Annotated in this window: 12 protein-coding genes; 3 read left to right on the top strand and 9 right to left on the bottom strand. The window is 39.1% G+C overall.

All coding sequences use genetic code 11. From position 1 onward, the window contains the following. Positions 1-188 precede the first annotated feature (188 nt). On the bottom strand, positions 189-608 hold the full coding sequence (locus L2764_RS08090; RefSeq protein WP_248939713.1) for a hypothetical protein: 420 nt from the start codon (positions 606-608) through the stop codon (positions 189-191). 137 nt (positions 609-745) lie between these two features. Next, positions 746-1282 (bottom strand): hypothetical protein, encoded by a 537-nt coding sequence (locus L2764_RS08085; protein WP_248939712.1) that lies wholly within the window; start codon positions 1280-1282, stop codon positions 746-748. A 288-nt stretch (positions 1283-1570) separates the two neighbouring features. Here L2764_RS08085 and L2764_RS08080 point away from each other — a divergent pair, with 288 nt between their 5' ends. Then, a complete protein-coding gene (locus L2764_RS08080) occupies positions 1571-1861 on the top strand; it encodes a hypothetical protein (protein WP_248939711.1) in 291 nt (96 codons plus the stop codon). 104 nt (positions 1862-1965) lie between these two features. Here the strand turns inward: L2764_RS08080 and L2764_RS08075 are convergent, their stop codons facing one another. From L2764_RS08075 to L2764_RS08065, 3 genes are all read right to left on the bottom strand, one after another. Continuing rightward, complete coding sequence (locus L2764_RS08075) at positions 1966-2184, bottom strand: hypothetical protein (RefSeq protein WP_248939710.1); 219 nt, start codon at positions 2182-2184, stop codon at positions 1966-1968. A 100-nt stretch (positions 2185-2284) separates the two neighbouring features. Next, complete coding sequence (locus tag L2764_RS08070) at positions 2285-3277, bottom strand: alpha/beta fold hydrolase (RefSeq protein WP_376708392.1); 993 nt, start codon at positions 3275-3277, stop codon at positions 2285-2287. 223 nt (positions 3278-3500) lie between these two features. Then, positions 3501-5306 carry a DUF885 domain-containing protein gene (locus L2764_RS08065; protein WP_248939708.1) on the bottom strand — a complete coding sequence of 602 codons (1806 nt, stop codon included), beginning with the start codon at positions 5304-5306 and terminating at the stop codon, positions 3501-3503. Positions 5307-5825: 519 nt separating this feature from the next. Between L2764_RS08065 and add the strand changes: the two genes are divergently transcribed. Further along, positions 5826-6821: an adenosine deaminase gene (gene add / locus L2764_RS08060; RefSeq protein WP_248939707.1), complete on the top strand. Its 996-nt coding sequence runs from the start codon at positions 5826-5828 to the stop codon at positions 6819-6821. A 60-nt stretch (positions 6822-6881) separates the two neighbouring features. On the opposite strand, the gene hemN is transcribed toward add, so the two are convergent. The 4 genes from hemN to L2764_RS08040 form a co-directional block, all read right to left on the bottom strand. Further along, positions 6882-8240, bottom strand: coding sequence for an oxygen-independent coproporphyrinogen III oxidase (gene hemN / locus L2764_RS08055; RefSeq protein WP_283106947.1), 1359 nt, complete (start codon positions 8238-8240; stop codon positions 6882-6884). A gap of 103 nt (positions 8241-8343) precedes the next feature. Further along, complete coding sequence (locus tag L2764_RS08050; RefSeq protein ID WP_248939705.1) at positions 8344-8790, bottom strand: DUF2489 domain-containing protein; 447 nt, start codon at positions 8788-8790, stop codon at positions 8344-8346. A 155-nt stretch (positions 8791-8945) separates the two neighbouring features. Then, positions 8946-9482, bottom strand: coding sequence for a Der GTPase-activating protein YihI (yihI, locus tag L2764_RS08045; protein WP_248939704.1), 537 nt, complete (start codon positions 9480-9482; stop codon positions 8946-8948). Positions 9483-10487: 1005 nt separating this feature from the next. Then, complete coding sequence (locus tag L2764_RS08040) at positions 10488-11108, bottom strand: c-type cytochrome (RefSeq protein WP_248939703.1); 621 nt, start codon at positions 11106-11108, stop codon at positions 10488-10490. A gap of 170 nt (positions 11109-11278) precedes the next feature. Here L2764_RS08040 and yihA point away from each other — a divergent pair, with 170 nt between their 5' ends. Beyond that, positions 11279-11935 (top strand): ribosome biogenesis GTP-binding protein YihA/YsxC, encoded by a 657-nt coding sequence (yihA, locus tag L2764_RS08035; RefSeq protein WP_248939702.1) that lies wholly within the window; start codon positions 11279-11281, stop codon positions 11933-11935. The last annotated feature ends 654 nt before the right edge of the window (positions 11936-12589 follow it).

The following is a 12589-nucleotide window of genomic DNA, read 5'->3' as shown; positions in this document are numbered from 1 at the left end:
TTGCGGTGCGCCAAGTCAGCGAAATAAGCTAAAAAAGGCGAGTTGGGACGATGATTACAGGGCAAAAGTTTTCTTTGGTTAATTATCCGACAAAGTATGCTCCCGCCCTGGGGAGGTGGCGGCCATGCCTTGTTGGGCAATAATTTCAGAACGTGTGGCAAAGTGATGTCCAGTGAGCCTATCCGCCATTATTTTAGTTCCATTCGTGATTGGTTTTTATCTATGTTTTTATTCGTTTTTATTGGAGTAATGACAGGGTGGGATTGTTGAAGTAACGTTGGGTGTTTTATATGAGTGGCATTAACGACGGAAAGATTAATTAGCATTGCAAGAATAAATACGCCTAGCCAGCTTAACGCTAAGGTTTTACTTAAATCACTGTAGCCTTTTTGTAATGTGAGCCAGGCAAAAATAATGGGAAAAAAGAAAATGCCTAAGGCGAGCATAGGGGTCATATTTTTGCTGGGATAGGGAGTTGTTTTTTTCTTATTGTCGGGGAGTGTTGCTTCTTCATGGCTGAGATGGTTATCACTGTTATGAGTCGTGCAATGAGGACTGCGAGTCTCTTTTTCATCATAGCTTTGGTTGCAATATCGACAGTGGCGCATAGGCATCGTCCTTGTGCGTTAAGTGAACCCTGACTGTATGGTGGCTTTCATTAATCGGTGTTAGTTTTCATGAACAGTTCTTTTATTTTAGGTAATAATGGCACAATGTGAGATAAATTTTGAAAGTGAGCGTGATATTAAAGCGCAGGAATATAGCTTGAAAGCGAGTCTAGATTTTTAGCTAATGCATATTGGGTTTCTTGGATGAACATCACTTTAAGCGTTTTTATTTCGTTTACTTGATTTTGGGTGATTATGAGCCCATTACTGTGTCTATAGGTTAATAGGGCAAGGTATTGTTCGCCCTTAAGTTGTTTTTCTTTGATGCGCTTTTTACTATCAATGTCTAAAAAGGGGGCGGCTTGCTCGAAGATATTTTTAAATTCTGAGTAGATTTTGATGACATGGATATAGTCGATGTGTCTTTTTAAGGGTTGAATGTTCAGTGAGTCTAGGTAGATATCATGTAACCACTGATATTGCTTATATGCGGTGACTGTCGCTCTATTATTTAAGCATTTTGAAAGAATATGATGAACTTTGTTATTCAGTCTTCTATTGAGGGAGGTATTGTATATAAAAATGAGTCCAGCACTTATCATAATGCTCGTTATGCAAGACGCAACAACCGTTAATTCATTAATATTAATTGGTAAGTAGAAGTTATCCTGCATATGTTTTCCCTGATGTTTAACGATGACTCTTGCTACTGTTACGATGACAGAGCTTAGTAGGCTATTGATGATTGCTGTTTAACATTTGTCATCCTTTGACAGCATCCACGAAAGACTAAAGCGACATGCATGTAAAATACTGTGGCTGATATGTTGCGCTTATTGAGTTTTCTTGTGTTTGTTATAGGTGTTACGTTTATGATGTCGCTGCGTAGGTGTGCACTGTACTGGGGTATAGTGATTGAGTGCAGGGGTAGAGGTTAAAAGATGAAGGATAGGGAAATAAAGATGAGCATAGTGATGCTCACATTGAGCTTTTTTACATTGACGGCTTGTACGAGCTCGGGGGTGGTACCGATAGGTGAAAGCATTTTCATTGTTTCTAAGAAAAGCGCAGCCTGTGGTTTTAGCTCTGGAGAAGGGACTAAAGTTGATTTATATCGAGAGGCTAATGCCTATTGTGAAGAAAAGCATAAAAGTTTAGTGACTGTAGAGGCTATTACTAGGGATGGAGTGCCATTTGTACGTTGTGCTTCAGTAGAGTTAACGTTTAAATATATTACATCAAATAAGTCTTAATTGATTTTCTAAAATACGTCAGAAGGTAATAATAGCGGTGTAAAGCATACTACTATTAGCATCAGGAGATTATTAATATGGTAGCCCACAGTCTTAATGGCAGGTTAATCAACCTTTCCTATCCAACGTTTAATTAGTGGTGTGAGCAGCAAGGTGACGGCAGCGCCGATGAAGATAGTCCACATGATATTGAGTTGAGTCATCACTTGAGTAGCGCATGCTGTAATTTGTTGATTATTATCTTTATAAATATACTCCCCCAGTGTGATGACTTCCCCAGTTATATTCCTCAGCGATAGCATTCTCGGCGTTATTACTGGCATCTCCGGCTAAAGAGGTGGCGATGGTTGAACCTGAAAGTCACAGGTTCATTGAGCTGCCAGATGGTAAAAAATAAACAAAGAAAACGCTCTAATGGGCATATTATTCAGCATGCAGTTCAAAAAAATCAATAATGCTATTGAGTGCTAAATTTCTGGTTTTATCATTTTCGAAGAAAATTTCATGACGAGCATTCGGGATGGAGATGAGTTGGCATTGTTGATGTTGAGAGCTCGTGTGGATTTTAGATAAAATCCCCGCGGCTCTATTTTGAGCGCGATTGTCAACGACACTGTCTCTACCTGCTTGTAAAATTAACAGTGGAACGGGTGGGGTTTGTGCGGCTAACACGGCTTCTTCTGCCGCATCGATGGCTTCAACTAACCAATGGTTTGTTGGTGAGCCTAGCTGCATTTGTGGATGTTGTTGATAAAGTTTAAGCATTGCTTGATAGCGTTCTTGGCTATGAGTGAGCTGATTCTTATTAAAAGGCGTGGATTCATAATCTTTACCACCCAAAATATAGTTGGGCTCACGTCTGATACGACTTGTATCGATCCTTTCAGCCAACCAACGAATAAAACGACGACTGATGGGAAGTTTTATGCCATACATAGGTGCCGAAAATGCAGCTGCCTTAAATACATTGGGCTGATTTTGCATGTAAAGTGTGCCGATAGTGCCGCCCATAGAATGCCCAAGTAAGAACAGTTCCTTATGCTGGTGAGGTTGGACAACAGTTTCAATAAAACAAGTAAAGTCATTAATATAGGTAGAAAACTTATCAATGTGCCCTTGCTGAGGATTCAAGGTTAGGCGGCTGGATAAACCTTGTCCACGATGATCTAGCATATAAATGCTGTAGCCTTGCTGATATAAATCGAACATGAGTTCTTTATATTTTAAGTAAGACTCGATTCGGCCACTACTGATCACAATGGCCCGATCTGCATTCGGGTGTAGTATAAAGCAATAAGCCAAATGCAGTTTATTGGATGTGAGTAGTGTTGATTGGGATACTTGTTCCCAAAATGCTTGCTGCTCTTTGGTATTGTTTTGTGTTGCAGAAGAAAATACATTTACTTTTTTGGATATGGGATCGGATTTGGAGCTGCTAGGTGCAATTCTGGGCATGATGACTGATGTAATTGAGTATGCTTAGCTTAGTGTAACAAATAAATGAGCTTAACCAATAAATTTAAGTAAAGAGATCTTGTGTTAGGTAAATTCAGTGTTTTCGTGATGCAGTCAGTTGAGGGGCTAACAGAGCTCCTAATAAGCTCTGTTTATGATAATTTGTTGTTATGATCACTTCCGCTTAGAGAATATTTTTCTGTTGAGTATGAATGAAGTCTTGTATTTGTTGTTCTAGAATGGTCATTGGCACGGAACCATGTTCTAAAATAGCATCGTGAAAAGCGCGTAAATCAAATTGTGCTCCAAGTGCTTGCTCTGCCTGTAGGCGTAATTTTTTAATGGTCAATTCACCTATTTTGTAAGAGAGGGATTGGCCTGGCCAAGTGATATATCGGTCTATTTCGGTGGTGACGTTATGTAATGACAGTGCGGTATTGTTGGCCATAAAATCGATGGCTTGTTGCCGACTCCAACCTTTGGCATGCATGCCGGTATCGACCACTAAACGTGCTGCGCGCCACATTTCATAAGTGAGTCTACCAAAATTACTGTAAGGATCTTGATAAAAGCCTGCTTCTAGCCCTAAATATTCAGCATAGAGTCCCCAGCCTTCTCCGAAAGCCGAGATATAGCTGTAACGGCGGAAGTTGGGTAATTGGGTTAAGGATTGATTGAGTGATATTTGTAGATGATGACCTGGTACTGCTTCATGTAAGGTTAAGGCTTCGAGTTCATAGAGTGGGCGCTTGTTGAGTGCGTAGGTATTTACCCAATAATAGCCGGGTTCATCATCGCTATTGCTGTTTAGGTAACGCCCAGTGGTGTATTTGGGGGCAATTTCGGCGGGAACAGCTGCAATGCCGTAGGGCGTACTGGGCAACTGGGTAAAATATCGAGGTAATATAGCATCGGCTTTTTTAGCAATGAAGGCGGCTTCTTTTAATAGTTGTTCGGGACTGGTGGCATAAAATTGAGGGTCGTTACGTAAGAAATGCAAGAATTCAGCAAAGCTACCTGCAAATTTCAGTTCATCGATGATGGTTTTCATTGCCTGACGAATACGTTTTACTTCTTGTAATCCTAGTTTATGAACTTCATCAGCGGTCATATTACGTGTGGTGTAATAACGCACTCTATTTTCATAGAAAGCTTGACCATTAGGCCGGTGTGTCGCCGCAATATTGGTGCGTGCATTTGGTAAGTATTCATTTGTCATGAAGTGATAAAAAGCACGATATGAGGGAAGAACATTTTGACGAATAAGCGCCTCTCCTTGTGTAAGTAGTTTTGCTTTTTGTTGTTCACTGAAATGAGCCGGGAAGGTTTTAAAAGGGGTGTAATACCCGCTTTCCTGCACTGGAACAATAAAAGCACTAATGCTATTTTCAAATCCTATTAGTGTTATTTTCGGTAAGGTTATACCGCTTTTTATGCCTTGTTTTAACCAAGCAGTTTGTTGTTTAAAGTAGTGAGGAAATACTGCTAGCTGACCTAAATAGTGTTGGTAATCTTGTTCATTCTGGAAACGTTTTTTGCTAATACTGGCTATGTCGGTATGAAATCCCCCTTCGGCCGTTAATGGTAGGTAGTGCATATTAAAATGATAACGATCGACGGCGTCTTGAAGTTGATCGGTTAAGATCTGTCGGTTGATTTGTTCCATCTTTGATAGATCTGATGTAGGGAGCTGAGCGAGTTGATTTAATAATGTTTGTCGTTGTTGATTGTGTTTTAAAAGCGTTGATGGCGAAAGATCGGCAATTTTTCCTGCGGCTGTTTGATCGCCTAATGTGTAAGCGAGGGCGGGCTCGCCTTTCAACCTGAGCTGCCATGCTTGGTCTATAACTGTGTTGAGTTGCGTGCTTAAAGGATTGGGCTTAATTAATAATTGATTATCGGTTTCAGTATGAGTATTTACTTGATCTTGAGGTGATTGGCAAGCATTTAAGCTGGTAATGAGGAGTACAGAAAGCAGAGATCGATACATTAAATGGACTCTTAATGTGTTCTTATTATGGATCTATTATGCTGGATGTTAAATGTAAATAGTATTAATACCCGTGATGCTTCAAGATGCATGTTTTCAGAGCCAGTAAAACCAATCAATTTAAGGCGCATGATTGCGGGAATGTCGGCACCTTTTAAAAGCATGCAACACAGAAGTGGTTGGCTTTAATGGATCCTAATAGGCTGGTTTAAAAGCCTTTTGTTCTGCGTTATTGAGCATTAACTTAGAATCACTAGGTCATCTGCTCAAGAAGACCGTCATGGATGACGGGAATGTCATTAATGCAGGAGCAATTAACGACCTTGCCTACAAGGCTTTTAATTCCAGCTGAATCCTGCATCTTGAAGTATCACGGGTATAGTTGTTCTGTTTTTAATGTTACATGATTAAAAGATGTTGAGAAAGCCAGAAAGACTGGGGTTAGCCGTGATATCATTGCGCGCAACTCAGCGCTAATTAACGAGATGATTGGCTGAGTGGTAGACATAGGGGTTAAAAATGATCGATACATCTATTCCACTGGTGGATCTCCACCGACACCTAGACGGTAATATTCGGGTGGAGACAATATGGGATTTGGGACACCAGCATAATATCGCCTTACCGGCGAATTCATTGGACGAATTAGCACCATTTGTACAAATACAGGGTAAAGAAAACGATTTAATCGCTTTTTTGAAAAAGCTAGATTGGATGGTAGCAGTATTAGCCGATTTGGACGCGGTAAAACGTGTTGCCTATGAAAATGTTGCTGATGCAGCCTTATCAGGTTTGGATTATACCGAACTGCGTTTTAGCCCTTATTATATGGCCATGACACATAAATTGCCGCTCGAAGGTGTGGTTGAAGCCTTGATAGATGGTATTAAATCAGGTGTGAAAGATCATTCTGTGAAGGTGAACTTAATTGGTATTTTGTCGCGTTCATTTGGGCAACAAGCATGCCAGCAAGAGCTGGATGCATTATTGACTCAAAAACAGCATTTAGTGGCGATGGATATTGCAGGTGACGAACTCGGTTTTCCGGGGGATTTATTTACCACACACTTTAAAAAAGCTCGCGATGCTGGTTTAGCCATTACAGCCCATGCGGGTGAAGCTGCTGGGGCGGAGAGTATTTGGCAGGCGATAGAATCTTTAGGTGCAACGCGTATTGGTCATGGGGTTAATGCCATTCATGATATTAAGCTAATGGAGTATTTAGCCAAAAATAAAATTGGTATTGAATCATGTCCAACGAGTAATTTGCATACTTCAACGGTCGCTAATTATCAGATTCATCCGCTGCGTCAATTTATGGAGGCGGGTGTCTTAGTCGGCTTGAATACTGATGATCCTGGTGTCAGCGCGATTGATATCAAGCATGAATATAATGCTGTTCGTACTGAAATGGGTTTCAGTGCTGCTGAGTTATCAAGATTACAGCGTAATGGTGTCGAAATGGCATTCTTATCGGATAGCGAACGTAAAGCGTTGTATTTATCGAAAGCTTAATAAAGCATTACTGATAACAATGAACTAAAAACCGGCGTTTGCCGGTTTTTTTTTGTTAAATTAAATGACTCTGGAAAATTGTTGTTGTCTCGCATGTTTACGCATATAGACATCAAAACACATGCAAATATTGCGGATCAATAAGCGGCCTGTGGGGAGCACGGTTATTTTTCTATTATGGATAGTAACGAGTTCATCTTTTATAAAAGGTCGTAGTAAGTCGAGATCCGCTGCGAAATAATCGTCAAAATCGATAGCAAATTGGGCTTCTATTGTCGGGATATCCAGCTCAAAGTGGCAGATTAGCTGTTTGATCACGCTACGGCGAATGTGATCATCTTGGTTTAATGCACAGCCTTTCCATAGTGCGTGACCTTGCGTGTTTATCGCATCGTAATATTGCTTGATGTCTTTTTGATTTTGAGCGTAACAGTGTCCAATTTGACTGATTGAAGAGACTCCGAGACCTAATAAGTCACATTCTTCTTGGGTGGTATACCCCTGAAAGTTCCGATGCAGTTGCCCTTTATTTTGCAATTGAGCGAGTACATCGTCTGGTTTAGCAAAGTGATCCATACCAATATATTGATAGCCAGCTTGGGTTAAACTCTCAATTGTTTGCTTAAGTATGGTGAGTTTTTGGCTTGCATTGGGTAAATCTTTATCATGAATTTTACGCTGGGCCGCAAAACGTGAGGGGATATGGGCGTAATTAAAAACGGATAAACGATCTGGATCGAGTGTGATGATTTTTTTTATGGTTTCAGCAAAACTCATGGGGGTTTGATGGGGGAGCCCATAAATGAGATCGACATTGGTAGAGACAAAGCCCATTTGTTTTGCTTTGCTAGTAAGGTCAAAAATAAAGGTTTCGTCTTGCTCTCGATTGACGGCCCGTTGTACCTCTTTATTAAAATCTTGTACCCCAATCGATAAGCGGTTAAATCCCACTTCTTTTAGCGTATCTAACATCGATAGCTCTATTTCTCTTGGATCGACTTCGATGGAGAATTCGCCTGTTTCGGCAATATTGAAATGAGAGCGAAGTAGAGAAAATAATGCTTGGATTTGGCTAGGGCTTAAAAATGTGGGTGTACCACCACCTAGATGTATTTGTGTGACCTTATAGTGTGAGAATAAAGGTGCTCGGTTGATAATTTCGGCTTTTAAATAATCGAGATATTGATCGGCCTTGTGCTGATGGTGAGTGATGATTTTGTTGCAGCCACAGTAGTAACAAAGCTTGGCACAGAATGGAATATGTATATACAAGGAGAGAGTATTACTGTTACTTTGAGTGATGGCATCAAGTAACTGCTGTTGATTAAAACCTTCGTTAAACTCTAGCGCAGTTGGGTAAGAAGTATAACGTGGTCCACTGTGGTTGTACTTTTCGATCATGGATTGATCCCAGCGCATAAAGGCATAATCTCTATTTGAATTAAATTTGAGGAAAGTATGCCTTGGAAGTGTTTTGTTGATCTTGATCTAGATGATGAAAATCGAATTTATTGTAAAGCTATTATAAGTGGATTAAGCGCTTGACTTCTTCGAGGATAGCAGATTCTAAGTCTGATTCAGAACACATACGCTGATAATCCAATTGCATTCGTTGCTGTTTACTCAATGATTTTCTTTGATCTTTAATAGGATGATCTTTGATTTTATTGTAATGCTTAAAGAGTACGGGGTAATCAAGGGCTACTTTACTCGAGAGTCCTAAAATATCGAATAATTTTGCTATTCTCATCACACCTTCGGAAAGCTCACAACGTTCTTCGAGCATGGCTTGGGCGATATAACGAATATTATCGAGTAATTTTTCTAGGCGTTCATTAGCCGCTTTTTGTTGCTGCTGAACTTGCTTTGTGAGCAGTTTCTGTTGTTTAAGTTTTAACACTAGGCTGATGGCATAACCTGATAATAGGGCAATAATGACTAAACCTAAGATAGTAAAAATATTGAACATTTAGTGTCCTTAGTCAGTTGGCTGTATGAGTATTTCTATCGATTTATATAATAATGATGCTGATCATCGATGATATTTTATGATCATGGAGAAGATAAAGTAATGCCAACATTTTAACGTTGGCATTCTTTTTTGCTAAAGAAACCGCTTATGGATTAGTCTTTATGCTGATACTCTTTGAGTAAATCGGCACCGGATTCAAATTTATCGAAGAGATCGTCATCTGTCACCGCTGTTTTGACTGAAGTTGACACTTCTTCTTCGTCAGTAATGCCTAACTTATCCATCAATTGCTCAATTCTAGTCAATTGCTTGTTGAGCCATTCTTGGTCATCTGCCGTTAGGTTTTTACCTTCTTCAAGCATGTCGAGTAAACTGTTTAGCCTTGGATCGTCTTCTAGCTTAAGGAGCTTATCTTCATCACTCATTTTTGGTGATTTTTCTTTTTTAGGGCTTGGTTTTTCGATCTTTATCGCTAGTTGTATCGGCTTTTTACTGCCATGACGAGGATCATTATTCTTTTGTGTGTTTCCACTCGCATTAGCCTGGATTATACTTTCATTATGACGGCTACCAGATCTATTGCCTGAATCTTGCTTTTTGCCCGTAGGAACACGTTCTTCTTTCTTGGATCTTGATTTTGATTGTGGAGCATTTTCGTTGCTTTTACGCGTTTTTTTACTGCGGGACATAGCTTTATCTCGATAACTGAAAAGACTGAAGTGCAGAGAAACATACTGAAGTTAACCTACAACTGGAGTTAGATCGCGTTTTATAGCAGATCTTGATGTTTTTTGCATCACAATGAGACCATTTGCTGCAAATAATAGCCTAAAATGACCTTGTTTGGCTAAAAATTCGAAGGTTTTAGTTTATTTGTAGACCATAGTGTTTTTATGAACGCTGCGGTAGGGTTTGTCAAAATGCATCGTATTATGTGAGAAAGCTCGACTCTGTCAGTTGTTCGTGTGGTGACTGAAATAAAAAAAGGCGACAGAAATACTGTCGCCTTATCGAAAGAGTGTCAATCGACACTTAATTTTGATTCCAAGTATCCCTGCTTGCTATGCAACTTCCCGGTCGGTATCCGTCTTTTTTGAGTCTGCTTTCCTTGCATTTTTATTGTTATTAGTCATCACTGACATTTATTACTTTTCCTTTATCATCCTGATCATAGCTTCCATAGATGAGCATCATATCTCATCAGTATCCTTTTCGCCTATCTATGACGCCTAAGTAACCATCCATATCAGTAAAATTTAATTCAGAATAACAAGTTACCATTTTTATTATCCTCTACTCCCTAAGGAGCGCAGTCTATGGTTTTCGCTAAACTGGTAGGTAAAGTTTAATGCTAAATAGCCAATAGGTGTCCTACCTAGTACTTTACCGTAATGGTATGACCTAAACTTCAAAATAAAGTTATTTCATCAAACGATGAATGGTCTTAATATATTATGATTATTATTGAGTTTTCTTTATTCTTATATCTTAAATGCAACATACCGACATCTGAAAGTTGTTCTTAATATTTTGTACTAACAGTTGGGTTTGTCTCGGTATGTAGAGTATTAAACCTAAATCTAATATTCATGTCAATAAGTAATCGAATTCAGTTTACGTTAAGGTAAGATGTTAGGGTGATAAAAAGGCAGCTAAGCTGCCTTTTATTACATATGGTTTACTTTTCCTTAAACTTACTTAAGGTCTGAAATATATTGAGATAACGCTTCGATATCGGTATCGTTTAGTTTCTGAGAGGTCGCTTGCATCATACCGTTCAGATCATTGTTACGATTTGTATCTTTGAATTTGTTGAGTTGAATTTTAATATAATTGGCATGTTGGCCACCTATCATAGGGAATCCCGCAAGGCCTACGCCTTTACCATCGGGGCCATGACAAGCAATACATGCTGTGATCCCACGGCTAGAATCCCCAGCTTTATATAATGTTTCACCTAGTTCAGGTACGCTGTTGACATCGATAGGCTGCTGAATTTGACTTGCATAAAAGGCTGATAAGTCCTCAATATCTTGATCGGTTAATGTAAAGCTCATACCGCCCATAATCGGGTCGATGCGACCTTCCTTACCACCCGTTTTTATCGCGCTGCGAAAATCGATTAATTGTTTTTCTAAATAGGAGGCATGTTGGCCTGCAAGTTTAGGGTACATGTTTATCATGCTATTGCCGTCAACACCGTGGCAAGCAGAACAAACAATGGCTTTCGTTTTTCCGGCTTCGGCATTACCTTCAGCTATAGCAGGAGAAGAGATAGTGGCTACTGCAGACAGCACAATTGCTAACTTTTTCATGGCGTTCCAACTTCTTATTAAAATATTTGTCCTGGACTTACTGGGATGACCCGTAAGCATGATAAAATAGTCTTTATGTAATCGGGGTAATATTTTACACGAAAATGTAAAAATGTAAGCAATTCTTCGATATTTAAACAACAAATTTGAAAATTTTTTTGGAGTAAATTGTGTCAGGATCTCGTATTGATTTTAGAAAAGCCAAGTTTTTGATTAGTGCCCCTGATATTGCTCACCTTGATGAGCATTTACCTGGTGATGTAGGTGTAGAGATTGCATTTGCTGGCCGCTCTAATGCTGGGAAATCGAGTGCACTTAATCAGCTAACAGAGCAGAAAGGGCTTGCTAGAACCAGTAAAACACCTGGAAGAACACAGTTGATTAACGTATTTGAATTGGATGAACATCGTCGATTAGTCGATTTGCCCGGTTATGGTTTCGCAAAAGTTCCATTAACATTAAAGAAAAAATGGCAACAAGCATTAGGACAGTATTTACAAGAGCGTAGCTGTTTAAGTGGTGTTGTGGTTCTGATGGATATCCGGCACCCGCTTAAAGATCTCGATATGCAAATGATTGAGTGGGCAGTTGAAAGTGATATTCCTGTGCTAGCGTTATTAACTAAAGCTGATAAATTGGCTCAAAGTGCACGTATGAAGATGGTTAATGAAGTGAGAAAGCATTTAGCTGATTTTGGCGATGCCGTAAAAGTTGAGCCTTTTTCTTCATTAAAAGGCATAGGTAAATCAAAAGTGTTAGGCATTCTAGATGAATGGTGTAAACCTCAATGGTTAATGGATACCTTAGAGCAGGCTGAAGAAGAATAAAGCTGCGGACAGGATAATAGCGGCTGCATCAATTAGCGCTATTATCGCCTCATCTTTACTGAGTAGTTATCAAATAATATATTGAATTGAACGCTTTGAAGAGTTTTGAAGTGAGCATCTTTTACATCTGTCGATTGAATTGATCCAATAGTTTATAGGTGTTCTTTATCTTTCAGGTGAAATATTAAGGTGTTACTTTTGAAAAGCAGAGTAAAAAATAGCCGATGGGATCACCATCGGCTTAAATATTAGCTCTTTTGGGGAGAAGCTAAATTCAACAAGACTTAAGTGCTACCAATAAGTGCTGATAGTGCTCAGTGTCCCTATGATAACGGGATCCTTGATTGATTTAAAGTATTTACTCTAAATTTTATTTTAGATGAAAAAAAGCCCCAGTAAATAATTTACTGAGGCGCCATAATTTGGCATTCGCTTGAATCACTAGCGAATAAAAAAAGGTTTGAAAGATAGAACATCTTAACCTCTGTACCCTACAAGTTGAATACTACCTCATTAAACTGAATATGAAAAACAGTTTTTTGTTAAAAGACACAATATAGATTACTGTAGAGCAAAAAAAGAGTGATAAATCATCTATTTTTGATCTAAACATTTCATAAAAATATTTTTATTTCAGTATGAGGTATTAAAAGG

Source organism: Shewanella surugensis (assembly GCF_023284005.1).
Taxonomy (GTDB): Bacteria; Pseudomonadota; Gammaproteobacteria; order Enterobacterales; family Shewanellaceae; genus Shewanella; species Shewanella surugensis.
Note: the sequence above shows the minus strand (reverse complement) of the source record. Positions and strands in the feature narration are given on the sequence as shown.

What these genes read in the sequence shown, in the direction of transcription:
- hemN (WP_283106947.1), bottom strand. Translation starts at nt 8,240, where the DNA reads ATGCGCTGGGATCAATCCATGATCGAAAAGTACAACCACAGTGGACCA.
- L2764_RS08050 (WP_248939705.1), bottom strand. Translation starts at nt 8,790, where the DNA reads ATGTTCAATATTTTTACTATCTTAGGTTTAGTCATTATTGCCCTATTA.
- add (WP_248939707.1), top strand. Translation starts at nt 5,826, where the DNA reads ATGATCGATACATCTATTCCACTGGTGGATCTCCACCGACACCTAGAC.
- L2764_RS08090 (WP_248939713.1), bottom strand. Translation starts at nt 608, where the DNA reads ATGCGCCACTGTCGATATTGCAACCAAAGCTATGATGAAAAAGAGACT.
- L2764_RS08065 (WP_248939708.1), bottom strand. Translation starts at nt 5,306, where the DNA reads ATGTATCGATCTCTGCTTTCTGTACTCCTCATTACCAGCTTAAATGCT.
- yihI (WP_248939704.1), bottom strand. Translation starts at nt 9,482, where the DNA reads ATGTCCCGCAGTAAAAAAACGCGTAAAAGCAACGAAAATGCTCCACAA.
- L2764_RS08080 (WP_248939711.1), top strand. Translation starts at nt 1,571, where the DNA reads ATGAGCATAGTGATGCTCACATTGAGCTTTTTTACATTGACGGCTTGT.
- L2764_RS08085 (WP_248939712.1), bottom strand. Translation starts at nt 1,282, where the DNA reads ATGCAGGATAACTTCTACTTACCAATTAATATTAATGAATTAACGGTT.
- L2764_RS08075 (WP_248939710.1), bottom strand. Translation starts at nt 2,184, where the DNA reads ATGCCAGTAATAACGCCGAGAATGCTATCGCTGAGGAATATAACTGGG.
- L2764_RS08040 (WP_248939703.1), bottom strand. Translation starts at nt 11,108, where the DNA reads ATGAAAAAGTTAGCAATTGTGCTGTCTGCAGTAGCCACTATCTCTTCT.